We start from the raw sequence: 25073 nt of genomic DNA on the forward strand, positions 1-25073 counted from the left end.
GGGTCGTAGTCCGGCAGTGCTACGTTGAGACGCCAACGTGCCGCTCTGGGGAGATGGGGATGAAACTCAAGAAGCTGAATCGCAGCCTTGCGAAGGCGCTGGTTCGCGATGAGAGTGACTACTCAATCGCAAAGATGGTTGAGCCGCTGATAAGCAACAAGGCACTGCTCGCATTCTTCGTGCCTGTCGCGCTGATTACGGTCCTCCAGATCCTGCAGCCCTTCCTCGTCGACGAAAGCGCTAGGGAGATCGGATTCGCGATCATCGGCTGGGCGTTCGCGCTGTGGTACGTCCTTGCCTTTCTCGTTGTAACCGGACTCGTGGCTCGGTGGTTTTTTCTTCACCGGGCTGCGGCGAAAGAGATCGTCGTCCTCGCGGAAGTTTCGCGTCGTCTAGGGTCAGCGCTCGTTCGAAGCCACCGCAGTGACCCCTCGTACTTCGAGATCGTTAGCTGGGACGAAAACATCAAGGTCGACAAGCGCGGAAATGCTGTGATCGACAGGATTGTGTGTGTGAAGGCCGGCGCGCGTCCTGTGAGCATCCTGTGGTCTGCCTGCATCTCCTTTGGACCGCAAGTGCTCCCCGAGCAAGTCGGAATCCAGGCATTCCGCAAGACAAGTCGCGGTGAGAGTCCCTTGAGCTTCGACCCTACGTGGGATGACACGGGCGGGAAGCTGCGCAGCGACATCCACATTTACCCCACCGATGATCTGCAGTCGGGCGAAGAGCTCACGATTCGGCTCCAGTGGAAGTGGCCACTCTACGCGTCTCAAACGCTCGCGAAAGGCGAACTGGAGCCCTTCCGATATGACTTCAACCGTCCTTGCCACGCATTCAGAGTGCGGGTGGCGGTGCCGTCCGCCCGGCGACTTGAAGCGATATTCAAGGAAGGCGGAGGGCAATCAGTGGACGTGACATATGGCAAGTCCACCGTTGAGATAAGCGTCAGCGGATCGGGGCCGATCAAGAGCCTGAGTGGCCACGTGGCTCCAGTAAAGAAGTGAGGGGCGGGGTGCAGTGCACTCCGCCCCTCCTGAGTCGTAGGTCTTACATGTCGCCGCCGCCGAGAGTCATCTCGCTCCCCTCCCTCATGCGAAGCGTCTTGCGTCGAATCCCCGATCCTACCAGACTCGGTTGTCGGACAGTCTATGGTCGGCGGGCCCGACTCCGAGGATTGCGCGTCGTGTCTCATCCACTTGGGGAGCGTAGGAGAGTCTCGACAACCACACCGCTTCGGGCGACTTGAACTGGAAGCAGATGGGTGACCCGGTTGTCTCTCGCGCGAGTCCCTACATTTCGATGATGTCGCGACTGAACCTATGAAAAACCACAAGCTCAATACAAGCTCAATGCACGCAGGCACTTTCTGTGGAACTAGTACCGAGTTATACATATTGCGGCTAGACTCAGCCCATGCGCGGCGGCCTGGAGCGCTGGAAACGGGGTGTCGGATCGCAAGGGGTTCGACAGGCGCTGGCCTACGCGTTCCAAGGATCGTGTGACTCTCACCTTCGGTCTACCGTCGGCGCTGAGGCGCTCGCCGCCTATAGCGCGGCTGGCGCCGCGGGTGTTGTGCGCTTCACAGTCGAGGGCGGCAACATCACTGCCGACACGCTTGACGAACTGCGGCTCCGTCGTTGGGTCGATGGTCGCGACCCCGAGACGGACGAACGTCGCGGACGCGATCTGACATCCCCCGACGCAGACCTGATTCTCGACGGCACGATCAACGCCCCGAAGTCGTACAGCATCGCGGCCATGCTTAACGCAGACCTCGCAACCGAGTTTGAGGCGCTCCAAGATCGACTCCGCGACCGCATCATCACGACGTGGCAGCGCGAACTGAACGCGCGCCGGGGTGCGGGTGGGCGCATCCGAGAATCGCTCAGTCGCGTTGAGGTCGTCGAACTCCAACACCGCCGATCGCGTGCGCTCGATCCCCACATCCATCGTCACCTGTGGCTCAACGTGAAGGTCCTCGGCGAAGACAGCAAGTGGTCGAACGTTGACTCCCGAGTGGCCATGAAGATGCAGACCGTCATCAACGCCGAGGGGGAGCTCGCTGCGCGCACCGATCCCCAGTGGATCGACGCGCTGGCCCGGCACGGCTTCACCCTTGACGTCGGCGGGGAGATCGCGGAGCTCGCGCACGCCGTCCGCCCGCTCTCCCGTCGTTCGACGCAGATTGAGGCGAACCGTGCGGTGCTCCTTGCCTCCTGGCGCAGCGACCACCCCGGCATCGAGCCGAGCCCCGACGAGTTGCGTCGCATCGACCGCCTGGCGTGGGCAAGAGCACGGCCGAACAAGCCGGGCGACGTCGACGAAGCAGCCTGGGAGCAACTCATCGCCGACGAGCTTGCGGCGATCGACCCCGGCATGCTGCGCGACCGGGACGCCGTGTCGGCGGAGAGGATGCCGATCGACGAGCTCGACCGGGATCTGCTGGCCGCTCAAGCCGTCGTGGAAGCGGACGCCCGTTCAGCCTGCTGCGGCGGACGGTTCAGTCTGCTCGATGTCAGAGCCGGCGCGACGCGGGCTGTCGCGGCATCCGGCGTCGTCGCTCCGCGAGAGCAGCTGCAACCGGTCATCGACGACGTCATCGTTCGCGCGCTCGCGCAGACGGTTGACCTGCTCGAGGACGAGCTCGATCGACCTGCGCATATCAAGGGGTACATGGCCGCGAGCACCGCGGCGGCGAAGATCGAGCTCGCTGCTCGTTTCGATGAGCTCGCCATCGGTGGCGCTTCGGCGGGTCAGGCGGAGGTCTTGACCGCCGCCTATGCGGTCCTGCAGAACGGAATCCAGCTCGAGCGGCGCCAGGTCGAGGCTGCGGCAGCGATCGCCGGCACCGACCGGTTGGTCTCGATCACAGGGCCCGCGGGAGCGGGCAAGACGACGATGCTGCGGGTAGCGAAGGCGGCGCTCGCTCATCGCGGACGCCGTATGGTCGTCGTCGCTCCCACCAAGAAGGCGGCGTCCGTTGCCGGCCGCGAGATCGGCACATCGGCATCCAGCCTGCACGCGCTGCTCGGCGACCACGGGTTCAGGTGGGGGCGTGACCTCGCGGGTGCGGAGATCTGGACGCGGCTGACGATTGGAGAGATCGACTCCGCAACCGGCGTCGCCTACGCGGGGCCCTCGCGGTACCGGCTCGTTCCCGGCGATCGAGTGGTCGTCGACGAGGCCGGCATGGTCGACCTCCACGCAGCGAATGCTCTCGCGACAATCGCCGCAGAATCGGGCGCCGGCATCGCGATGGTCGGAGATCACATGCAAGCGCGTCCCGTCGGGCATTCGGGGGCGATGGCCACGATGACGCGGCGTGCGACGGCCGTGGTGGAGCTGACAGCAGTCCACCGCTTCACGGATCCCGATTACGCCGCGCTCACACTCCGGATGCGAGAGCCTGCGTCGAAGGATGCCGCGGTTGCCGTGGCGACCGAGCTCGCCGAACGAGGGCTCATTCACCGCGTAGTCGACCACGTCCAAGCGCGCGACGTGATGGTGGAGTCCTACTTCCGTTGGGCGTCCGGCCAGCGGCGCATGGCTCTCGTAACCAGCACGAACGAAGAGGCGGATGCCATCAACGAGGCCATCCAGCAACGGCGAGTTGATCGCGGCGACCTGACCCTTGATCGGATCGCGGTCGGCCAGGACGAGCAGCGGCTGCTCGAAGGTGACGTCGTCCAGACTCGTCGCAACGACCGTGCGACCGGTGTGGAGAACCGCGCGGTCTGGACTGTTCACCGCATCACCCCAGCGGGCCTTGAGCTACGCAGCGTCAACGATGCGATCGTTACCCACGTCGTGAGTCACGAGTACGCGGCCGAGCACGTGCATCTCGCGTATGCGTCGACCGTGCACGGCATCCAGGGTGAGACGACGGACGCCTCCATCGTCGGGCCGGGCGTCGACGCATCCGGGCTGTACGTCGGGATGACCCGCGGACACGCGCACAACGAGGCGATCGCCATCGCGCGAACGGATGCCGTGGCCAAGGAGCAGATCGCGGAGAGCCTGATGCGCGGCATCCCCGAGGTCAGCATCGACGACTCGGTCCGCGCGGCGCGGAGCGAGCTCGGCAGGGCGGCACGTCCGCCCGCAGACGTCGTCACTGAAGAGCTTGCCGAGCTTAACGATTGGATGCGGCGGACGAGAGGGAAGCTCCTCGAGCTAGACAGAGACATCAGCGCGGCGGATGCCGAAACGCACGGACGCCCGTCGCTGATGCGCGACGGCTCACTGCTCGTGGACAAGCGCGTGGCCCTCAACGCCGAGTATGGCCGCGCGTCCGATCGATACGAGAATCTCTCACGTCAGTATCGAGCGCCGGCGCCCCGGACTGGCCGCCGGAACGCGGCAGACGAAGCCGCACCGCTCGTGCACCCCGAGGCGACCGGCCATCTCCGGATGCGCTAGTACGGCAACGTCGGTGCCCACCGATATGGTCCAGTCATGGTGTCCTACGCAGACCTGACCGACCCGAGAGCTGTCGAAGCCGCGCTCGAAGAGTTCGATCGACTCGGGCGATGGACATTCCTGGAGAAGTACGGCTTCGGCGAAGCGAGAGACTACTTCCTCGTCACGGACACTGGCCGTTACGACTCCAAGGCGATCTTCGCCGCCGCGTACGAGGCGCAGCACGGTGTACCGGTGTCCAACAGCGATATCAGCGGCGGCAAGAACGGCGCGGCGAAGCGCCTTCAAGAGCTGGGGTTCGTCGTGGAGGGTCTTGACGACGAACGAGGCCGGCGGACCTTCACTACTTTCGACGCGGCTCTTCGTGAGTTTCGGATCCCGATGGAGAATCTCCCTCGCATCCGAGAGCACCTCGCACGGTTTGAGTTCCGTGAGGCCTATATCCCTCGAAGCGGCAGCTACATCGCGATGGTCCCTGCAGGTGGCGGCCTCGTTCACTACGTCAACCGTGGTTCGATCTACTTCCGGCATGAGGACGGGAGAGGGGAGCTGATCGAGTTGCCCATCAATCAGCTCGGCCGTAGCGGGTTTTCGCGCAACGCGGCAGCTCGCAAACCCGCTGAAGTCTGCACCGAATGCTGGCTGGAACTCCCGGCGAGCGGCGTCTGTCCCAACTACTGATCGCCGGCGGGCGCCCCTCCGAGGCGCCTCAGGGTGCTCCACGGATAGGATCGCGACAAGCTCAGATGATTGCGGAGAGTGCAAGTGATCAAGTCCCTCAGCAACGACGCTGTCCACGCGTTGCTCAGCCCCGAGAACAACGTCGTCTACACCGTTCCGAAGTATCAGAGGGAGTATTCCTGGGGCCGGGATCAGTGGGATGAGCTCGTCGACGACCTCCTCGATCATGCCGATGTCGATGGACACTTTCTCGGCACCATAATCTGCGTCAACAACACGGCGAACACAACCAGCGAGTCGGTCCTCGAGGTCATTGATGGGCAGCAGCGGCTCACAACGATCTCGCTGATGCTCGCTGCGGTTCACTCGCTGCTTCAGGAATACCGTGGCGACCTCAGCGACGACGACGCAGTCGATCTGGTCAATCTCCGCCGGATGCTGATCTTGCGTGAGCCGGTGCGTGCGCGACTGCGCCCGCAAACGCAGAACGACAATGCCGAGGATTTCCTTCACGTTCTCGCCGAAGCGGGCCTCGGGGTTGCGGACCCTAAGCCTCGATGGGCCGGCGTTCGGCGTGTCAAGAAGGCCTACGCACACTTCCGCTCACGGATCACTTCACGTGCGGCCGAGACACAGTCATCTATCGCTGCGACCGCGCTCGATCTGCTCGGACGGGTCAAGCGTGCGAACATCGTGAAGCTCGAGGTTGCTACCCACGCGGATGCCTTCACTCTCTTCGAGTCGCTGAACAACCGCGGCATGCCGCTGACTCCGATCGACCTCATCAAGAACACGCTGCTGGGTCGAGCGGATCACCGCAGCGACGTTTCGCTTGATGGCGCCTATGCGCGCTGGCGCGAGTGGCTCGCGATTCTCGGGGACGATTACGGGACTCAGGAGCGGTTCTTCCGCTACTTTTACAACGCAATGAAGGACGAGTTCGACATCGGGTTGCAGGGCGTCCCCGTGGCCACTCGCACGAACCTCATCAAGATTTACGAGACGCTTATCGACCGTGACGTCGTCAAGCTCCTCGACGACGTCACGGTGGGGGTCGAGGCCTTCGGGCAGCTGATCGGATCCGGGGCGCCGGACGGACGAACGAGACTGGCACGCGCCTTCCAACGACTGCGCCGAGCGCAGGGCGTGCCGGCGCACGTCTTGCTTCTCTACCTCGTCATTCAGAGGAAGGAGATCAACCTCGGAGAGGACGAACTCGTCGACATCGTTGATCTCCTCACGGCGTTCTTCGTCCGACGCAACCTGACGGGGACGCCGGCGACGTACGGTTTAGTCCGTCTGTTCATGGACCTGGTCGGACGGTTGCGCGCGAGCCCGACGCAAGACCGCAAGCAACTGATCTTGGACGCACTCACCGCGGTGTCGGAGAGCGACGAGGGGTTCCACCGAGTTCTCTCAGGACCCGTTTACGAGGTCAACGCCGACGTCGTGCGCTTTATCCTCGCCTCACTCGCAGAACGACGCATGACTGCCGAGACCGAACAAGATCTGTGGCATCGCATCGAGACTAAGGGCAAGCCCGTCTACCGGTGGTCAATCGAGCACATCCTGCCGCAGGGAGAAAACCTGCCGCCCGGTTGGGTCTCCATGCTGGGCGGGCCCGCGGCCGCCACCGAGGCGCGCGAACGGTTTGCACACCATCTCGGCAACTTGACCATTACCGGGTTCAATAGCTCCCTCGGTAACCGTAGCTTCATCGAGAAGCGTGATCGGGTGGACTCGAACGGCAACCCGATCGGATATCGGAACGGCTTGAGCCTCAATGCTGATCTCGCCGTTCGCGACTCCTGGGGAGTCGACGCGATCTCCGCGCGCACTGAGCAGCTCGCCGGTGAAGCGATGGCGGCATTCCCGCTTGCCTACCGGAGGTAATTGACTCGATCGGGGTGTCCAGCACGCGAGAGCGGCGCGGGAGTACGATGACTCTCACGCCGCTCTCCTGTTGCGATGGGTCAGCGAGCAACCCCGACGCCGGTGGTCGAGACCGGCTGGGCTACTGGCCCCGTGGCGGATCTGTCCGCGGCGGGGCCGTTAGCTTTTGGGGCGCGGTCGACGGAGACGGTCGCGAACTTGAGCGACGCTCCGATGTTGTCGGCGACGATGTCGCGCGTCTCTCGGGTGTTGCCCGTCTCCTTGTCGGTGTAGGTGCCGAACCGCAGGTCGCCGGCGACGATCACGCTGTCGCCCTTGCGCAGCGAGTTCGCGACGTTCCGCGACTGCTGGTTGAACACGACGACGCGGTGGAACACCGTGCCGGCGTCCTCCCATCGGTTCGTCGTCTCGTTGAGGCGGCGATCGTTGACGGCGATCGTGAAGCGGGCATACTCGTTGCCCGACTCGCTCGCGCCGTGCTCGGGGTCACCGGTGAGGTTGCCCTCGATGGTGACCGGGATTCTGGTGGTCATGCTTTCTCCTTCCGATCAGAGACGCCGAGGCGCCTCACTCGGCGTGGGCCCGGCTGGTCCACGCCTCCCATTCCTGCTCGTCGACGACGTCCGTCCACGAGCGAGGCTTGTAGCGGCTGTGTCCACGCGAGCACCCGCCGGCGTACGCCCGACGCAGGCGAGGCAACGCGAGGGTGAGACGCTCGTGCCAGCCGATCGGGCCGAATCCCGAATCGGACGGGTGGAACGCCACCGTGTGCGCGGTGTGGAGCGCGGAGAGCTCCTCGACGAGGTCGCCGTGCTTGAACCAGCACGCCGGCACCACCGACTCCGAGATCTGGTACCGCACCGTGAACCACTCGACCCAGTCGCGCAGCACGATCCATGCCGTCCGTGCGTCGGCATCCGTCAGCGAGCGCCACTTCACGATGTGTGCGCCGATGGGAGCGGACGACCCGGACCTGTCGGGCGGATTGAGTTCGGTCAGGTCGGCCGCGAGAGCATCGTCGAGATCCTCCGGCTCTTGTTCGTACGTCACGTCCCTGCTCCTTTCGCGTGAGTGAGTGTGCGACGCAGGGCGTCGAGGGCGAGCTCGGATGCCACGCGCCGGGTCCGATGCCGTGACAGCACGGCATCCCGGTCGATGAGTCGATGAAGTAGCTCATGGCAGTACGGATGCAGGGGGATGAGATCGCCGTCCAGCTCATGGGCGACCCAGCGGCCGTCTTCGAGCCGCTGGACGCCGGCGTAGTCGAGATGGTGCAGCTCGAGGTCTCGCTTGTTCGCTGGAATGCCACATGCCGCGCACGCGAGCGGGTGCGGTTTCATCGCCGCGTGGGTGAACCACGCGTCGCGTCGCGCGAACCATGCCCGCGAACGGAGAAAGGTCGACCGATAGGCGTTCGCGTGGAGCGGGGTGCGGCGATTGCTCACTCCTCGCTCACCGCCTCTGCGGACTTGACGGGTGCTGCGGCTGGCTCGGGTGCCGCCGGTGCTCGGTGCGCATCCTCGAAGGTGCTCCGCTGCTCCTGCTCCGTCTCGCGCTTGCCGAGTTGGATTGCGCGGGCGTCGCGACGTTCGTCCCATCCGGCGAGGTCGAGGAGCACGCTCCGGCGGTTGCGGTACGCGAGCAGGCCGGCGGTCGGTGGCAGTCGGCGGATCTCGTCGACCGACATGAGGGGTCGCCGCTCGTGCTGCTCGCTGGTCGAGTGGCCGGCGTCGCGCGTCGACCACGACCGTTGTTCGCGACGGGTGTCGCGGGTGCCGAGGAGCGACTCGATGTCGCGCAGGTGGTCGACGTGGCTCGCTCCGCCGAGCAGCACCTTGGCCGTCGCGGCGGCCCAGATCGTGTCGGCCTCCGCCCGCGACCATGATGTCTCGGCTTGCGAGAGAGCCTGCAGCACGATGAACGTGCAGATGCCGCGACCGCCGCCATCGGCCATGATCCGTGGCAGGCTGCCCCACCGGAACATGTTGGCGATCTCGTCGAGGATCAGTCCGAGCGGATGCGTGAGCCGTGCACCTGGCAGGGCGAGTGCGCGCTTGCGGGCGACCTCAACGATGTCGTCGAGGACGGCGCCGAGCCATCCACCCATCGCGGCCGCGCCGGACGACGAACCGATCAGGTAGAGCGTGTTCGCCGCGTCGAGGAAGCTCATCGGGTCGAGCGCCGGGTCCCCCGGGCGGGGAGAGAGCGCGTCGCGGATCTGGGGCACGGCGAGTGGAGCGACGGCACCGCTGACCCCGAACCAGATGGACGAGACGAGCTTCTCGTCGCCGGCGATGGTGGCATCGAGGCTGTCGCCCCAGCCCGGCGCGCCGTCGGCTTTGAGGATCTCGACCGCGTCCCGCGTCTGCGCCGGGCTCGTGCCCCAGTCGTAGAGCTCTGCGATGGACATGCCGCCGACGGCGGCCGCGTGGAGGAGTCGTCCGAGGACGACGCCGGACGCTTGTGCCCATTCGCCGTTCGTCGTCGAGGAGCCGAGCGCGGTGCCGGTGATGATCGCGCTGCCGCGCTGCATCGCGACCAGCGGGTCTTCGCATCCGGCGATCGGCGAGATGCGGAGCGGATGCCGGACGCCGGACAGTCCCTGCGGGTCGAACACATGGACGTCGCCGCGGGCCTGCCGCATCCGCATGGTCGCCGTGAGGTTGTCGTTCGTCGTCGAGGTCGTGATGAGAGGACCCGACCAGTCGAGGATCGCCGAGATCAGGATCCGGTAGCCCTTGCCCGAGCGGGGCGGGCCTTCGAGCGCGACGGAGTCTTCGATGGAGACGTACACGTCGCGTCCGCGTGCCGTGCCGACTCTCCACCCGACGTCTGTCGCCTGCGGGCGAGCGAGATCAGGGCGCAGCTGCGCCGCTCGACGCAGCACGGCCTTAGCGGAGAGATGGTCGCGGATCTCACTCGAGGTCGCGAATCCCGGCCTGGTGCGCAGGTCGGCAAGGAAGGCGCGGTCGGACTCCCGGTAGCGACGCACGGCGACCAGAATCCAGACGGCCGCGGCGACGATCAGGACGACGGCTGCGGCATCCACGATGCGGATCGCCGCGACCGGCATCGCGCATTGCGCTGGTGCCGCGTACGCAGAGGCATCGCCGGTGATCGCGAGGCCGAGCCCGGCGAACAGGTGCTCGGGAATCGGTCGCGCGCCGCAGGCGATCTGAGTGACGAGCTCGGCGAGGAAGCCGAACGCGAACGACAGGATCACCGCAGCCGCGATGAGGATCGCGATCGCCTTGCCGAGCATCCCCTGGTTCATGATCGGTACCTACAGCGCTTCGGCAACGGCTGCGGCGGTTGCGAGCCAGGCGTCGCGCGTACGTCTCCGCAACGCGTCGAATCGGAGCGGTCCGGCCTTGAGGGCGGGATCGAACGGAATCATCTGCACAGCGCGCACGTGATCCCGGAATCCGTCCGCGATGCGGAACGCGGCAGCGGCTGAGGGCTCCGACTGGGTCACGACGACGACCGCCCGGTCGGCGAGGAGGCTGGATCGCTCGTCGCGTCCGCGGAGTGCGTCGAGCAGTAAGGCGGCGGACTCTGCGGACTCGGGTGTCGCGAGCGTCGGAATGACGAGCTGGTACGAGTTGTCGACCATGCGCAGCCAGCGCTCGGCCGATTCGTCGTTCCCCGAATCGAAGAGGACGAGGCGGTAGAACCGTGCCGCGACCTGCATCAGCAGGTCGAACTCGGCCGATGCGATGCGCTGATCGGTCGCGAGCAGCTCCGGGTTCGAGCGAAGCACGTCGTAGCGGTCCGAGGCTTGGTGGTGCACGAAGCGAGTGATGTCGGAGATCCCGGCGCCGAGTGCGAGCAGGCGGGATGCCTCGGGCAGCAGGTCGCGCAACGTTGTGTCGTAGAGGCCTTGCTCGGTGCGCCACCCGAGCGTTCCACGGGTGTCGTTGTTGTCCCACGCGAGCACATTGCCGCCGCCCTCGCGGGCGTAGACCGCCGAGAGCATCGCGGTGGTCATGGTCTTGCCGACGCCGCCTTTGCCGTTTGCGATCGCAATCGTGCGGCATCCGGCCCACTGCCTCGACACGACGGACGTCCACTCTGTGCGCTGACGCTCGGCCGCCGAGGGCTTGATTGTGATCCCCAACCGCTGCGCGAATCGTCGCCAACCACCCGCGCCTGTGGTGAGACCGGATGCCGGTGCGAGGAAGGAGGGGCGAGCGGGCGGCTCCGCAGCCGCCGTGTCGGGGGTGTCCGGCGCGGTCGGCTGCGGAGCTTCTTCGCTCACCTCCTCTCCATACGTCGTTGTCGGGGTGGTCGCGGTGGCGACCGGTTCCGCGGGCTCGAGGGGTGTGAGGTGCCCGTCCGGCGCGACGAGTAGGCGGTGGTCGCCTCGATCGCCCGAGGTGATCAGTTCGACGGTCGCTCCCGTGCGCTTGGCTTCGTCAGTCGCGCGTCTGACGATCGCGTGCCGCACGTCTTCGTCGGGGGCTGCGGGGATCGACTCCGCATGACCGTCCAGCGTGACGAAAGTCACGTGTGCGCCGCTCACCGTCGCGTACGCGCGGGGGTAGGTGATGATCGTGCTCATGCTCACTGCTCCTCGGTGTTCTCGCGAGGTCCGGCAGTGAGCCAGCCCTCGATCCCGGTGTCGATCTCACGTGTTTCCGGCCACAGCGTGTCGAGCGTCGCCGCGTCGATCGCGCGGACGTCGGTCTCTTCGCGGTCCGCCGGGGCCAACGCATCGTCGGTTGCGAACAACTCGTACTCCCACTCGGTCGACGTCGCGAAGCAGTCGACGAGGTAGGAGTATTGACCGACGTACGCGAGGAATTCGCCCTTGCGCAGATGCCGAGCCATCTCGACGTGCGGCGCCGGCAGGTTGAGTCGCGCGCGAAGCGCCGCTTGCTCCTGGCTGTTCACACGGAAGATGAACTTGTTCTCGATGTCGCCGACGATCGAGTACGCGAGTGACCGCTCGAGCGATCCTTCGTCGCCGACGGCGTCGAGGTCGCCCATCTTGTGCAGGATGACGATGTTGCTGATGCCGTAGTGGCGCGAAAGCTTCAGCCACTGCTGGAACATCTGCAGCGACGAGAGCGACGTCATGTCGCGCCAGCCCTCCTCGCGGACGACGTAGCGCGTGCGATGCGCGGCGCGGTCGGAGATCACGGCCTGGATCCACGCCGTCGAGCACACCTGCGTGAGCTGCGCGGCAAGATCGCCGCGCGCGAAGAGCTCGGACGTGTCGGTGACGACGATCGGCGCTTCCTGGTCGAACTCCACGGTGGACTCGTCTTCGAAGAGGCCTGACAGGTCTCCCTCGACAAGCCGGCGCAGCACGAACCGCGGCTGAATCGCGCCCTCGGCGGCGTGGAACGCGGCATCCGTCTCACCCGCGATCTCGCCGAGCTCCTCGAACACTCCGCGCAACGTCGGGTGGTCGTCCGTGCGGAGAATGCAGCGGTCAAGCGCATCGAGTAGGGCTGCGTGCTCGACCGCCGACAGACGTGCGCCGAGAGTCATCTCGATGAGCGCGATCAGCGTGCCGATGCGCCGCTGCTTCACCATCTGCTCGTGCTGCTCGTCCGTCGCGCCCGTTCGTCGCGGACCGCGGTCGAGCGGGTTCAGCCGCGTGCCTGTGCCTCCGCCGAGTCGGATCACCCGACCGCCGGGAATCGCCTCGGCCACCGCCACCCACTCGCCCTTGGGATCGGAGGGGACAACCACCTGATGCCCGAACGCGATCGACCTCGTCACGAGCGTCTTCACGGTCGCGGACTTGCCACCGCGGTACGCACCCAACACGAGGATGTTCGTCGAGAAGGTGCCTCGCTCGGACGAGTCGACGTACGCCTCCCACGGCGAGAAGTGCCACAACGCGTCGGCGTTGAGGTCGACGCCGAGGATCGGCCCGCGATGACCGAGCCCAGAATCGGCGACGAACGGGTAGATGCCCGCGATGTGCTGCGACGTCGCCTGGTGCGGTGGGATCCACGCCTTCGCGAGGTTCCAGTAGCCGCCGCGCACCAGCCCCGGCCCAAACGGCCCCGGAACAGCGGCTTCAGGTAGCCCGCGATCGCGTCGGGACGTCCGCGTGGGCTTCTGGTCCTGTCGAGTGCGGTTGATCTCGCGCTGCAGATCGCGCTTCTCGCGCCGACTGAGCTCGACGGGAGTGAAGGATGCCGCGTGCCTGACCATCACTTCATTCCCATCCCGATCGGCAGCGCGTTGACCATGAGCGCCTCGGCCTGCTGGCAGTAGAGAACCTGCGCCTCCATGCCCGCGCGCGAGAGCGCGTTGCGCATCCCGGCGATGGCCTGGTCGAGGCGTTCCTCATCGGGCGCGGTGACGGTGAGGTAGGCGCCGTACTGGAACTCGCCGTGGCCGCGTGCGATCTCCTGCTCGCGCTGCTCGAGGGCGCGCCAGTCCGCGGCATCCGCGGCCGATCCGTCGGCGCCGCGCTTCGCCCGCAGCGACTCGTTGCCCCGCCACACCTTCTTCTCATCGCGGATGCGCTTGAGCGCCTTCCCTACGGGCACCGGGGTGAGGACGATCGAGAAGATGTGCGTGATCGCTTCGCCGGTGTGCGGATGCCGCGCGAACACGACAGGGGAGAGGAACCCGACGGGTGAGTCGGACCGTGGCCACTCGTGCACCCACATCGTCGTGTGCACGCCCGAATCGGTGACGACGATGCCGTTGCGCCCCTTCGGTTCCTCGAGGTACATCGGCCCGACGGCCACGGGATCGACGCCGGCGACGGCCTCCGGCCGGTTCTGGACAGTGGAAGCGAACTCCGGATCGAAGGCGAGCCGCCCGAGCGCGGCGACGTCTCGTGGGGAGAGCCAGCGACGGACCGTGATCTTCGCGGACGTCAGGGCGTCCGCGAGATTCCCCGCTTCGATCTGCGCGAGCGTGACGATCGCCTCCTTCCCGCCGCCGAGCGCTTTGAGCTGGCCGCCGAGAACGACGAGGTCGAGGGTGAGGACGATGTAGTTGCGGTGGGCGACTTCGAACCGTTCGGACAGGTCCATCACGTCCTGGTAATTGTGCGCGACGGGGGAGTCGGCGCTCAGGTTCTGGACTCGGTGTACGGTGTCGTAGTGCTCTCGGGCGGCGCGGATCGTCGTCGGCAGTGTGCGCTCTTGCAGCGTGACCCGCTTCACGCCCGGGCGTTGCGTAAACGGGCCGAGCACGCGGTCGAACTGCTCCGCGAGGTCGAACCGTTCCGGCAGGTCGTGCATGAGGAACCCCTGCACTTCGAGCTCCGCGATCACGGATACCGATCGGTCTTGCGGGTTGTAGGCTGCCGCGACGTTGTTGACGTCCCAGAGTTGGATCGAGGCGCGCGTGCCGGGCAGGTTGAGCGTGCCGGTCAGCCGTGGTCGCTCAGGGCGGAACTTCTCCGTCGTGGCGCCGGTCGCGTGGCGGACCTGCTTCATGAGCCACAGTCCCGCCATCCTCGGCGTCGACATCCCGCGGATCGTCGTCAGCGCGGTGATGCCGAACGCGAGGTAGATCGGAGCGCCGTAGAGGAGCCCCAGCGGGCCGAAGCGGTTCACGAAGATGAGCAGCGCGACTGCGGCGGTCGTGATGAACGTGAGCTGCCACGGATCCATGCCCATGACGACGCCCTGTCGCGAGCGGCGAGGCAGGCGGACGGGACGCGCGTACTCGGTGGACTCGGTCATGAAGAACTCCGATCAGGCTTGGCGACGGATGTGGATTGGGGAGAGCGGGGTGGGGATGCCGCGGGCTGTGGCGTCGGCGTCTGGGCGGTGCCGGGCGTCGTGGGCGGGTGGGGAGCGGTCGGTTGCGGGGAGCGCGTGGTGGCGGCTTGCGCTCGAGCCGGTGCCGAGCCACCTTGCGCTGCCACGCCTGTCGTTTCGGGGGCCGTGGCCGGCTTCGAGGTCGGTGACGTCGAGCCGGGACGAGAGTTCGAGGAGTGCATGCCCGAGGGGAGCGATCCGAGCCGTGTCGGGATCCGCGCGGCCGAGCGCGCCGCGCCCGCGGCCATGCGTCCGCCGTGCGAGCCAAGTCGCGAACCGATGCCGTCTGCGGCGACGGCCCCCGCGAAGCTGAACAGCCCGAAGATCGCGAAGGGCGCAAACGCGACGAGCACGAGCCCGACGATGAGGGGCCACGACTGCGGGTTCCAGATCGTCTTCACGGATGCCAGGCCGTTGATGATCAGCGTGACGAAGCCGATCGTGAGCGGGCCGGTCAGCAGTAGCACGAAGATCGCGGACACGTAGCGGACCACCCACTGGGGTCCGATCCCGCGCACGGGGAACAGCATCCAGGCGACCGGACCCACCATGATGAGGGCGGCGAGCACGATGTTGCGGAAGGCGAAGACGAGCATCAGCAGCAGCATTCCGAGCATGAGCAGGAGGTGGATGAGGAAGGCGAAGAAGTAGTTCGCTTGGCCGCCGGCCCACATCACCGACTGCAACGTCGAGTACAGGCCGTCGCGGCCGTCCTGCGCCATGATGTACCAGGTCATGTCGTCGACGGCGTTGAGTAGGTGCCCGGTGAACCACAGCGAGATCGGCACCGCGGGGACCGCTATGAACGATCGCACGAGCGCACCGACGAGTTCTTCTCTGTCGCCGGACACGACGGCCGCGGCGATCGCCCACACCATCGCGCCGAAGGTGACCACGAGGATCGCCCACTGCCAGAAGGACCACTGGTCGACGGCGGCCGTCCACAGCAACGTGGACGTGTCGAAGCGCATGTTGTCGGCGACGAGGAACATCATGCCGGTGGCGGCGAGGGCCATGCCCCGCCCGGCATTCTCGAACGTGACGCACACGGCGTCGCCCAAGCTGCAGCCGTACTTGACGATGAGAGCGCGACCGCCGTCAGCCTGAATTGCCTGCACGTGGCCTTCGTAGGTCGTGCAGACGGTCGTCCGCGCTCCGTCGATCGAGACGCCCACAAAGCACTGCTGTGCGGTGACGTTGTTCGGGTCGTTCGGCGTGCAGGTGACCTGATCGCTTGCGCGTTGACAGTCGACGTCGAAGGCCGGCGCCGACCACGGCTCGCCGCTCACGGCATCCATCGGGACGATCCGCGCGGCGTCCGTTTCGACGGCGTGCGCGCCGGAGCCCGACCCGAGGATGAGCAGCAGCCCGACCACGAAGCCGATCCGGAGAGCGCGCGTGATGTTCATCAGAATCCGAAGTCGAAGTTCACGAACCACGCGAAGAGGCCGGATGCCGCACCGAGCACGGCCGCGGCGATGAAGATCCAGAGGATGTTCTCGCCGGCCCACGTGCGCACGCGATCGGACGCGAGGCCGCGGAACGCGAGCGCTGCGCCGGCGATGATGAGCATGATCAGCACGACGAGCATCGCCCCCGCGAGGATGTACGACGCGATGACTTGGAAGCCCTGGAAGAACGGGGCGGAGAAGTCCGGTTGGATGTCGGGAACATCGACATCCGTCGGCACGGTGTGAATGGACATGATCGTTCTCCTTCGTTGACTACTTCAGGGGGAGGCCGAGGTTGGCCATGAATGGTTCGGGGTCGATGCGCACGCCGGAGTCGCGGACCTCGAAGTGCAGGTGACAGCCGCTCGACCGGCCGGTCGAGCCTTCGGCGCCGAGTGGCGTGCCGGCGGACACCTCGTCGCCGACGCCTACGCGGAGCGACTCCCACTGCATGTGTCCGTAGATGGTGAGCAGGCCGCCGCGGTGGTCGATGACGACGGCGTTGCCGTAGTCGAAGTACGCGCCGGCGACCGTCACGCGGCCCGGTCCGGCTGCGAAGACGGTCGCACCGCAGGGCTGGTCCATGTCGTAACCGCGGTGGTCAGACTTGCAGTAGCTGCACCCCTCAACTGGGTGATAACCGAACCCGCGTCCCTTCGAATAGTCACCCGCGAGCGGGTAGCCCCACTCTCCGCTGACCGCAGGAAGCTCCGTATCCTTCACGGGTTCGTTCGCCGTCGCGCTGGCGCCGGAGATCGCGAACGGGATTGCGATGAGCGGCGTGAGGATGAACCCCGTGCCGAGCAGGAAGACGAGGAGCGCCCCTACCAGGATCTTCCGACCAGTCCTCGTGTTGAGGGCTGCGGCGGCGATCACCGGGGCTTCCATGTCAGGGCTCCAACGGCTCCGTGAAGTAGCGGACGACCTTGCAGTCTCCTGACCGCTGGTCGGTGTCGGGGGTGGGTACCGATGCCGCGCCGCACAGCACCTGCACGCTCACGCGCACGTGGTCGTCGTACGAGGTCTCGCCGCCGGATCCGTCGGACCGGGTGAAGCTCAGCGTGACATCGGCGGTGCCGATGGACATGTCGCCGGACTCGTCGTCTGTCACCGGGACGTCGGTGACGTCACTGGTGACGACGGCGACAACGCGGCCGTCTTCGCCCGCGAGCGAGTCCCATTCGTCTTGCGGGAAAACGACGCCTTGCCGCAGCTCGGTCTGCGAGTCGGTCATCGCGGCGATCTGGTCAGCCTCGTTGGTGAACCGGGTATCGGGCGTGAACCACGTGTCGAGGTAGTCGAGCCACTCCTCGCGCGTGCTCTTGGTCGTGTCGAAGGTGGATGCCGCCGCAAGCGCCGCGCGAATGTATGTGTCGGCATCAGTGGTGATCGGTTCGGGCGTCCATCCGCGGTCGGCGGCGGTCGGGTCGACGACCGTGCCAGTGGGTTCGGGATCCGGCGCGACAGGCGGCGTGGGGTCCGCGGAGGCAGTGCCTCCGATGGCCTCCGATGGTGTCGGCGTCGGCCGCGCGATCAGCGCGCTCACGATGATCGCGACGATTCCGGCGAGTAGCACGAGGCCGCCGATGATCGCCCACGCGACTCCGCGGCGTCCCGAACTCTGGCTCATCATCACCGGTCAGGCCTCCTGATCTTTCAGGACGGCCACCGGGCACGGGTGGAAGGGCTCGCGCGTCGGTCGCCGTGTCGGCATCCTAAGCACGTCGACGGGCGCGCGATAGCGCCTTTTGTCGAGGATGTGGATAACCGACGAGGAATCGATGCACGTGGAGGAGGGGATGGTTTGGGGTCGCACTGAGGTGCCGTTGACGCCGTTGATCCGGTCGCGACCCGCGCGCCGCGCGAACTGCGCCGTGCCGCGCATGGTGCGCTTCGTGGCTGCGGAAGTTCGCCGACTGGACATGCCCACACGGTATAGCAGTGTGCACGAAAAGTAAACAACTAAATTGTGTGCTTTGCTGGACTTCGAGTTGAGCGTTGCGCGAGACTTAGAGCATGCCTCGTCTCGCGCAACCAGCGGGCTCGGAAGATGCCCAGGATCCGATCGGTCTTCTCGGCAACCTCGTCAAGGCGGCGATCCTCCGTTACCTGCGCTCGAACCCCGACGTCACGGTCGGTCCGATCTGCGATGCGCTGGATCTTGGCCCGACGACGGTGCAGCCGCGGCTGAACGAGCTCGAGGCTGCCGGCCTCGTCATCGCCGACCCGCCGATGGTGCCGGGGGAGTCGCGGAAGGGTGTTTGGGTCAAATACAGCGCGGACAACGAGGCGATCACTGACCTGTACCTGCGCCTGGGGCTGGCGATCGGGGAGTTCTGATCAGTCGCGTGTCTGACGCCCGGAGTATGCCTGAGGCATACGCAAGGGGGTGGTCGCAGTGGACGGTTGGATGTGGGCGGTGCTCGTCATCGCGACGGCATCGATGGTCGGCCTCGTGTGGTGGAAGCGGCGCGCTCGCCACGTGTATGTGATCGACCACGTGAAGCTCGAGATGCACCCGGCGTATGTCGTCGAGGACCGCGTGGTCGAGCAGGTCTGGCGTGCGGCGATCTCGATGACGAACACGTCGCGGCTGCCGCGGTCGCTGCCGGTGCTCGCGGAGCGGGCGACAGCGCGGGCGGGCAGATGCGTCTTCCTCGCCAACGTGTACCTCGATGCGGACGTCCGCGAACTGAATCCGCGAGCTGTTGCCCTCGCGTGGATTGAGTTCGTGCTCCCTGGGGGTGTGTCGCCGCGCGCTATCGATACCGAGATCCTTGCTGGCGACCGGCGTCCTCGCCCGCTCCGCTTGCTGGCACGCCTGACACGGCAGCGTGCGCAAATGGTCGGAACGTTGCGGTCTCCGCTTACGCTCCTCGAGCACCGATAACGAGGATGGGAGCGTGTCGCGAGGGGGCCAGCATGTCTGGACCCGCGGGTAGCTTGAGCGCGTGATTGAAGACCTCGCCTCGCCGCCCAACTTTGCGCGCCGCCCATCTGCGGGGGTGTCTCGGTGATGCCCCCGGACGCGCGAAATGGATGGATCCCGTTGCCGCCTGGTTGGGTCTACCGTGCCCCCAGGGTCGTCACGCGTGGCGCGCACGACGACGGTTTCGCTTGGTTCCCGGTTCCCGATCCGAATGGATACGACGGGATCGGGTTGGCTCTGATGGACAAGATCGAGGGTGCGCGCGAGTTCTGGATGTGGACAGATGACTCAGAGGAGAGGGCAGCGCGCGTCGTTCGACTCGGCTACCGGCGATATGTCGTAGAACTCCACGGCACGGATGGTTGCTTCGTCGTCGAGGAAGTGGCGCGCACGAAGGACGAGCAGGTGGTGACCGACGAAGAACGGGATGTGCTCGGTCAGACCGCGGTGTCCCCAGCGAGAACACTCACGTCATCAGTTGTGGCGGAGAGCTGCGCGCGCATGTGGATCAACCACGGCCTCGTGCACGACGGATACGTCCTTGGTCGATGGTCGGAAGAGTGCCCGCCTCAGGGCTGATAAAGCCGACACATCAGGAGAGCGATCTCTCGGCCGCTTGGCCGCGTGCACTGTGAAGGGCGGCGGCGTCAATGATTCAAGGCCAGATTTGGGCGGCTTCGCATCACGCTGTGGCGCCTGGCGATATCGTGATCTCACTCCCCAAAGTGGAGAGTGCCGCTCTGCGACGAGGAGAACACCCCATGGCCGCATCGCCTCCGGCAGGCTGGTACCCGCAGGTAGATGGGACGCAGCGGTACTGGGACGGCCTCGCATGGACGCACCACGTGAGCCCGTCCGCGGGTGGCGCGGAAACGCGTACCGACGCCGCACCCGCCAACCGGGAGCAGGCGAGCCGGCGGATGCCGACCATGAGTCGAGAGCAGATCGCGCACGACTTGGCAATCGCCTACCTGAATAATCGGTACGGCCCGGAGGTCACTGGGGAGTTCTCTGTCACTGCCGATCAGGATTGGTCTGGCGACTCTCCTCGCGTGACCGACGTGACGGGATCAGGTGAGGTACGGACCGAGAACCTTCCTCGGGTCGACAAGATCCGCATGGACCGCGTCGAGGTTAGGACCGGCGAGCGAGGGTTCTTCGGACTCGGCCCTGAGAAGGTGAGCACAGTCGAAGTCGATTCGGGTGAGTTCGAGGTCGACCCCGTCTTCAAGAACATGATCAGGGACTACTTCGAGGCCTACTTCCGGTTCGTGGAGCTCCTGGAGCGCTCGGCGTAGCCGCCCGACCGCGGCGGCAGTTCCAACGATCGTGGCGTGGCCCGCGAATAGGACGGGCTTGGACAGATCACGCGGCCGCCGCGGGGAACACCATGAGCGAACCATCGCGATGGCGTTCGATCTCGATAGCCACGTCGGCGGGAACTGTTGGCATGTCGACGTCGGCTCCAAGCGCCCGGAGGCGATATGCGGCACCGAGGAGTTTGTCGACCTCGCGCGGTGTGAAGGCAGGGATGCGGAAGCCCCCGTGGCGCTTCAGCTCGAGTGTCGCTAGGCGCACGAGGACCGACTTGATGTCGTATTCGAGTTCGTCCACTCGCCGCTCGTCCGCTTGAAGCGTCCCGAGGAAGCTTCGGAATGGATTCGTGGAGCCCTCAAGTTGGGCGTGTTCGACGGCCTGTAGAACGAGTACGCGGCGCTTCAGTGCAATCGCGAGTCGCGCGAGTCCGAGGTGCGCACGAAACAACCCACCGACGTCGGTGATGCCTGGGAAGACCTTCTCCAAGTCCGGGAGTTCGACCGGTCCATCGGGGAGCTTTTCCATCCCCTCCTGCCACTTGGCGAGTCGTCGCTTCGTGCGCTCGACGGCAGTGCTGATTGCATACGACGCCGAGTCGAGTCCCAGCGACAGGCCGATCTTGCCTTGATCGAGGAGGATCGACGTCGCCTTGTCGATCGCGTCGCGGCAACCGTCGAGGTCGCTGCGTTCCTTCTCCAATGCGTCCTCGTGCAGTTGTTCCAGCAACTCGGTGATGTTCTCGATTGCCTGCTGGCGTTGGTGATCGGCATATGCGCTTACGCCGACTGCAACTGCCATCAGGACGAGCGGCGCGGCAACGGTCAGCGCGCTTGCGCTGGCAACCGCAGCGCCGGCCGTCGCCGCCGATCCGGTGGTGGCGCCCGCTGTAGTCGCGGCCTTCCCTGCAACCGGAACGAAGGTCGCCTTGGCAACGATGCCGCTGGAGTCGCGCAACGCGCTGTAGATCCCGTCTGTAGCCGCCTTGGAGGCCATCGGCTTCACAAGGCCCTGCCCGAACTGGGCTGCGACCTTGGCTGGAACAACCATTCGGTACAGCACTTCCCCAGACGTACCCACGTCGACACTCTTCGGCAGCGACTTCGCGGTCTGGGCAACAAACTGCGAGAGCTGCTGAGCGAGAGGGCTGGCCGCGTGAAGCGAGATGCCTCCGGTCGGATCGCGTCGCACGGCGAGCGGGTGTGCTTCCAGCGTCGCGATCGGTGCATCCGCAAGCGCTGCTAGGGCTGTGCGAAGCTCCCCAAGCCTCGCCGGCGTCATGCCGTCAGGATCGAGAAGATCCGGTACTCGCACGTCCTCGGTTCCAATCGCCCAAATTGGCACGACCTGGTTGTCGTCAGCAGTCACGTTCGGATCCTCCCAATCCCCAACAGTATGCGCCGCTCGTGACATGGGAGATGTTTGCCTCCAATCCTCGTGGTCACTCGCGACTCCGTCGTGAGCGCTCAGTATGCTCGCCTCATGTCCAAAGCCTCTCCACTCCGAACCGACGTCCTCGCGACTAGCGAGGTGTTCAACCCGGGCCAGTTCCCTCGTCACACATATAGTCCGCGGGCGACCGAAGAGAGTGCAGTCAACAGCTGGTGGGTTGACCGTGGCAAGATCCTCGTCGTCAACGGCCCCTCGAAAACCGGCAAGACGGTGCTGGTGCAGAAGCTGCTTGGGCAACACAATCCGATATGGATTGATGGTCACGGGCTCACCTCCACCAGCGTGATGTGGGCGCGCATCGCTGACCAGCTGGGTCTCTTCACCGGTGTGGAGCGATCCACGGCCCAGGCCGAACAGATTGGCGCGACTGTCGCCTCGCAGGTGGGGCTGTCCGGGACGAATGTGTCTGCTGGCGCGACAGTCGAAGAGTCCTCGGCACACGACGTTAGGTTTACCGTCGAGCGGCCGATCGAACTCGTCGTGCGCGAAGCTCTACTGGGCACCGAACGACCCCTGGTTATCGATGACATCCACTTCGTCGCGCGCGATACGCAGGAGGAGATCATCAAGGCCCTGAAGCCGCTCGTGTTCGGTTCTCAAACGGCGGCGGGTCGTCGAGTCGTCTTCATCTCGATTGGGAACCGCGTCATCAACGTGCTCACCAGCCTGGATGACATGCGCGGCCGGATGCTTCCGCTAGCTGTTGACTACTGGAATACAGACGAGCTGACGCGCATTGCGCGTGACGGGTTCGTGAAGCTGCGCGTCGTTGATGCAGACAACACCCTCGCGACGAGGCTTGCAGAGCAGAGCTTCGGTAGTCCTCAATTTCAATTAATGCAGCAACTGTGTAGAGAACTCGTCTCCGGGCCCCCGAACGATATCTCGAGTGAGCTCGCCGAAGTGAGAGAGCTCGACGCGCCCAGTGATTGGAAGGAGTTCTTCGAAGGGCAGTTGCTTGATGACATCAAAGGCTGGGTTACGAAGCTCGCCAAGGGTCCCGAGACGCGTGGAAGCGACCGAAAGCTCGTCCCGCTTAAGTCGGGACAATCTGTTGATGGGTACCAACTGATTCTTCGCGCCGTAGCTAGTACCGGGCCCAAGCTCGAGTTGACGAAGGACGAGCTTCGCTCCGCGATAGGTTCGATCGTCGCGATCGACCCACCTCCGAAGACCGTCCCAACCGCGACTATCAAGAACATGTCCCTCATCGCTGCTACCAAGCTATTGGAGAAGCTTCCGTCGCTCCAGGCACTGCAAGCGGAGATCGAAGCGGGAATGGACCCGTACGCTCGCGCAGATCTTCAACCTGTACTTGAGTACAGAGACTCGGGCGCTACCTCGGTGTTCACGATCACGGATCCGTTCTTTGCCTACTATCTGGCCTGGGGGATCGAGGGGTTGCTCGCCGAGATCAACGCGCCCACGCCGACGGCGACCACGAGAAGCGCTGAGGAGGCAAAGGTAGAAGCAGAAGAGTGGGGCGACCTTGGCTAGCGTCCGAGCCGCGAATCGGGGAGCGACGCAGGAGTACAGTGACTCCCACGCCGCTCCCCTGTTGCGATGGATTACCGAGTGATCCCGACGCCGGTGGACGCCGAGGCGAACAGTCTCACGCCTATGCAGGCCCGCGTGCTCGGGCTACTCAGCCACGGGCCGGTGCGCGTGGCCGACCTCGACATCGAGAAGATGGCCCTCACCGGTCTCGTCGACCGCGCCGAGGCCAAGGGCCCTCATGGCTCGCGAAGCCGTCCCCGGCAACCGGCGCTCCATCAATGTGATCGCGACCGAAGCTGGACAATTGGCATCCGCCGCGTTCTGCGCTCAGCCATATGCGGCGCTGGAGGCCGTGGTGGAGGCCGTGCCAGCCTCTGAGCCCGGCGCTGTCCGCGCTGGTTTAGTCGCGCGGGTTAGCGCCAGCGCGAGAGGGTCCGCCCTCAGCTGAGCCCTAGTGCAGTGCGAAATCGCTGCCACGTTTCTGCCACGAATCGAACCGAACCGACCTGATCGAAGCGGTAGTCTGCGACATCAGAACCCGCGGAATCACGCGGTTTCAGTTGACCTCGATTGTCATCGGCGCGATTTCAAATCCCTCCGTCTCCGCCACCGCAGAAGCCCCCGGAACCGCAGAGAATGCGGCTCGCGGGGGCTTCGACGTTCGCGTCGAACCTGCCGTGCGAAGGCTTACGACATCCGGCCGAAGGTGGCGTCGATGTCTGCCATCTCCATCGCGGCCGTCGCCTCGATCAGTTCGCGCAGGTCGGCGTCGGCGCCGGGCGAGAACTCCTCGAACCGCTCCGGAGCAATCGTCATGGGTGCACCCGCGGGCGCCTGCTCGCTGGCGTCGAGCAGCGTCCCGTCGTTCGAGGGAGAGGCGCCCTGGAAGATCTTGCCCGCTTCGGACTGATTGCCGAGGTCGAACGAGTACTGCTTGCTCTGCAGGCCGAGGTCGACCAGACGCTTCACCTCGGGGAACTGCTCGGCGTTGGTCTTCGGGATCGGCAGCGACGTGCGCCAGTTCACCCCCAGGGTCTCGAGCGCCTTCGCATAGGCGTTCTCGTGAGCCTGGTCGCGCACGATCAGATACGAGATCGTGCTGCGAGCCATCTTGTTGTCGGTCATCTCGTACAGGCGGCACTTCTGCAGGCGTCCGGTGGACTCGAGCATGAGGTTGTACAGCAGGTCGAGGACGAGGTTGCCGGAGTTGTAGACGTAGCTTCCCGACCACGGGTTGCCGGCCGCGTCCACGGGCAGGGCGCCTTGAGCGCCGACGAGGTAGTGGTGGATGTTGCTGTGGTCCATCGCGATGCTCAGCGGCGTCGCGCCGCCGGCGCCGGGCTGGTCGACCGGATCCTTCTCCTTGCCCTTGTAGGCCGGGGAGCCGTCGAGCAGGCGCGCGATGGTCGTTCCGATCAGCTCGACGTGGCTGATCTCTTCGGTGCCGATGCCCTGGATGAGGTCCTTGTACGCCTTTCCGGACGGGCCGCGGAAATTGATGCTCTGGAAGAGGTACTGCATCATGGTGCGCATCTCGCCGAACTGCCCGCCGAGCCCCTCCTGCAGCGCGTTGGCGGCGGCCGGATCCGGCTCGTCCTGAGCGATCTCATTGATGAATTCCTGAACGTGGAAGTACATGTTTCCTCCTCGGGGGTCGTCCGCACAGCTTTCGCGCACGTGCGCCGTTCACCTACC

Annotated in this window: 23 protein-coding genes; 9 read left to right on the forward strand and 14 right to left on the reverse strand. The window is 65.6% G+C overall.

Going from position 1 to position 25073, the window contains the following annotated elements:
• The first annotated feature begins 59 nt into the window (after window positions 1-59).
• The 4 genes from PUW82_RS04805 to PUW82_RS04820 all read left to right on the forward strand — a co-directional run bounded on the left by PUW82_RS04805 (window position 60) and on the right by PUW82_RS04820 (window position 6993).
• Window positions 60-1004, forward strand: a complete 945-nt coding sequence (locus tag PUW82_RS04805; RefSeq protein WP_210007021.1) for a hypothetical protein — start codon at window positions 60-62, stop codon at window positions 1002-1004.
• 568 nt (window positions 1005-1572) lie between these two features.
• Window positions 1573-4419 (forward strand): AAA family ATPase, encoded by a 2847-nt coding sequence (locus tag PUW82_RS04810; RefSeq protein WP_271175072.1) that lies wholly within the window; start codon window positions 1573-1575, stop codon window positions 4417-4419.
• Between the two features lie 36 nt (window positions 4420-4455).
• A complete protein-coding gene (locus PUW82_RS04815; protein ID WP_274221173.1) occupies window positions 4456-5100 on the forward strand; it encodes a ScoMcrA-related endonuclease in 645 nt (214 codons plus the stop codon).
• A gap of 84 nt (window positions 5101-5184) precedes the next feature.
• Window positions 5185-6993 (forward strand): DUF262 domain-containing protein, encoded by a 1809-nt coding sequence (locus PUW82_RS04820; RefSeq protein ID WP_210007024.1) that lies wholly within the window; start codon window positions 5185-5187, stop codon window positions 6991-6993.
• A gap of 80 nt (window positions 6994-7073) precedes the next feature.
• Here PUW82_RS04820 and PUW82_RS04825 read toward each other — a convergent pair whose 3' ends face one another.
• The 12 genes from PUW82_RS04825 to PUW82_RS04880 form a co-directional block, all read right to left on the reverse strand.
• On the reverse strand, window positions 7074-7526 hold the full coding sequence (locus PUW82_RS04825; RefSeq protein WP_210007025.1) for a single-stranded DNA-binding protein: 453 nt from the start codon (window positions 7524-7526) through the stop codon (window positions 7074-7076).
• 34 nt (window positions 7527-7560) lie between these two features.
• On the reverse strand, window positions 7561-8043 hold the full coding sequence (locus tag PUW82_RS04830) for a hypothetical protein (protein ID WP_204962922.1): 483 nt from the start codon (window positions 8041-8043) through the stop codon (window positions 7561-7563).
• Window positions 8040-8333 carry a hypothetical protein gene (locus PUW82_RS04835; RefSeq protein ID WP_210007026.1) on the reverse strand — a complete coding sequence of 98 codons (294 nt, stop codon included), beginning with the start codon at window positions 8331-8333 and terminating at the stop codon, window positions 8040-8042. The genes PUW82_RS04830 and PUW82_RS04835 overlap by 4 nt, the downstream gene beginning before the upstream one ends.
• A gap of 101 nt (window positions 8334-8434) precedes the next feature.
• Window positions 8435-10267: a type IV secretory system conjugative DNA transfer family protein gene (locus tag PUW82_RS04840; RefSeq protein WP_210007027.1), complete on the reverse strand. Its 1833-nt coding sequence runs from the start codon at window positions 10265-10267 to the stop codon at window positions 8435-8437.
• Between the two features lie 9 nt (window positions 10268-10276).
• Window positions 10277-11554 (reverse strand): ParA family protein, encoded by a 1278-nt coding sequence (locus PUW82_RS04845; RefSeq protein ID WP_210007028.1) that lies wholly within the window; start codon window positions 11552-11554, stop codon window positions 10277-10279.
• Between the two features lie 2 nt (window positions 11555-11556).
• Window positions 11557-13164: a putative type IV secretion/conjugal transfer ATPase gene (locus tag PUW82_RS04850; protein WP_210007029.1), complete on the reverse strand. Its 1608-nt coding sequence runs from the start codon at window positions 13162-13164 to the stop codon at window positions 11557-11559.
• The gene (locus tag PUW82_RS04855) at window positions 13164-14657 is read right to left on the reverse strand and encodes an SCO6880 family protein (protein ID WP_210007030.1); all 1494 of its coding nucleotides are present in this window, start codon (window positions 14655-14657) and stop codon (window positions 13164-13166) included. The genes PUW82_RS04850 and PUW82_RS04855 overlap by 1 nt, the downstream gene beginning before the upstream one ends.
• Window positions 14654-16144: a hypothetical protein gene (locus PUW82_RS04860; RefSeq protein WP_274221174.1), complete on the reverse strand. Its 1491-nt coding sequence runs from the start codon at window positions 16142-16144 to the stop codon at window positions 14654-14656. Before PUW82_RS04860 ends, PUW82_RS04855 begins: the two co-directional genes overlap by 4 nt.
• Window positions 16144-16440 (reverse strand): hypothetical protein, encoded by a 297-nt coding sequence (locus PUW82_RS04865; RefSeq protein WP_204962929.1) that lies wholly within the window; start codon window positions 16438-16440, stop codon window positions 16144-16146. The genes PUW82_RS04860 and PUW82_RS04865 overlap by 1 nt, the downstream gene beginning before the upstream one ends.
• A 19-nt stretch (window positions 16441-16459) precedes the next feature.
• The gene (locus tag PUW82_RS04870; protein WP_210007032.1) at window positions 16460-17074 is read right to left on the reverse strand and encodes a M23 family metallopeptidase; all 615 of its coding nucleotides are present in this window, start codon (window positions 17072-17074) and stop codon (window positions 16460-16462) included.
• Between the two features lies 1 nt (window position 17075).
• Complete coding sequence (locus tag PUW82_RS04875) at window positions 17076-17816, reverse strand: hypothetical protein (RefSeq protein ID WP_210007033.1); 741 nt, start codon at window positions 17814-17816, stop codon at window positions 17076-17078.
• Window positions 17817-17825: 9 nt separating this feature from the next.
• On the reverse strand, window positions 17826-18110 hold the full coding sequence (locus PUW82_RS04880; RefSeq protein ID WP_210007034.1) for a hypothetical protein: 285 nt from the start codon (window positions 18108-18110) through the stop codon (window positions 17826-17828).
• Window positions 18111-18202: 92 nt separating this feature from the next.
• Between PUW82_RS04880 and PUW82_RS04885 the strand changes: the two genes are divergently transcribed.
• The 4 genes from PUW82_RS04885 (at window position 18203) to PUW82_RS04900 (ending at window position 20413) form a co-directional block, all read left to right on the forward strand.
• Window positions 18203-18526: a winged helix-turn-helix domain-containing protein gene (locus PUW82_RS04885; protein WP_204962933.1), complete on the forward strand. Its 324-nt coding sequence runs from the start codon at window positions 18203-18205 to the stop codon at window positions 18524-18526.
• Window positions 18527-18605: 79 nt separating this feature from the next.
• Window positions 18606-19076: a hypothetical protein gene (locus PUW82_RS04890; protein WP_274221175.1), complete on the forward strand. Its 471-nt coding sequence runs from the start codon at window positions 18606-18608 to the stop codon at window positions 19074-19076.
• 279 nt (window positions 19077-19355) lie between these two features.
• Window positions 19356-19694, forward strand: coding sequence for a hypothetical protein (locus PUW82_RS04895; RefSeq protein ID WP_210007036.1), 339 nt, complete (start codon window positions 19356-19358; stop codon window positions 19692-19694).
• A 182-nt stretch (window positions 19695-19876) separates the two neighbouring features.
• Window positions 19877-20413, forward strand: coding sequence for a DUF2510 domain-containing protein (locus PUW82_RS04900; protein ID WP_210007037.1), 537 nt, complete (start codon window positions 19877-19879; stop codon window positions 20411-20413).
• 67 nt (window positions 20414-20480) lie between these two features.
• On the opposite strand, the gene PUW82_RS04905 is transcribed toward PUW82_RS04900, so the two are convergent.
• Window positions 20481-21797 carry a hypothetical protein gene (locus tag PUW82_RS04905; protein ID WP_210007038.1) on the reverse strand — a complete coding sequence of 439 codons (1317 nt, stop codon included), beginning with the start codon at window positions 21795-21797 and terminating at the stop codon, window positions 20481-20483.
• A 114-nt stretch (window positions 21798-21911) separates the two neighbouring features.
• Here PUW82_RS04905 and PUW82_RS04910 point away from each other — a divergent pair, with 114 nt between their 5' ends.
• Window positions 21912-23378, forward strand: coding sequence for a hypothetical protein (locus PUW82_RS04910; RefSeq protein WP_274221176.1), 1467 nt, complete (start codon window positions 21912-21914; stop codon window positions 23376-23378).
• Window positions 23379-24065: 687 nt separating this feature from the next.
• Here the strand turns inward: PUW82_RS04910 and PUW82_RS04915 are convergent.
• Entirely contained in the window at window positions 24066-25016 is a 951-nt protein-coding gene (locus tag PUW82_RS04915) for a manganese catalase family protein (RefSeq protein ID WP_274221177.1), read from the reverse strand.
• Window positions 25017-25073 lie beyond the last annotated feature (57 nt).

Origin of the sequence: Microbacterium thalli, from assembly GCF_028737325.1 — a bacterium.
GTDB classification, from domain to species: Bacteria; Actinomycetota; Actinomycetes; order Actinomycetales; family Microbacteriaceae; genus Microbacterium; species Microbacterium thalli.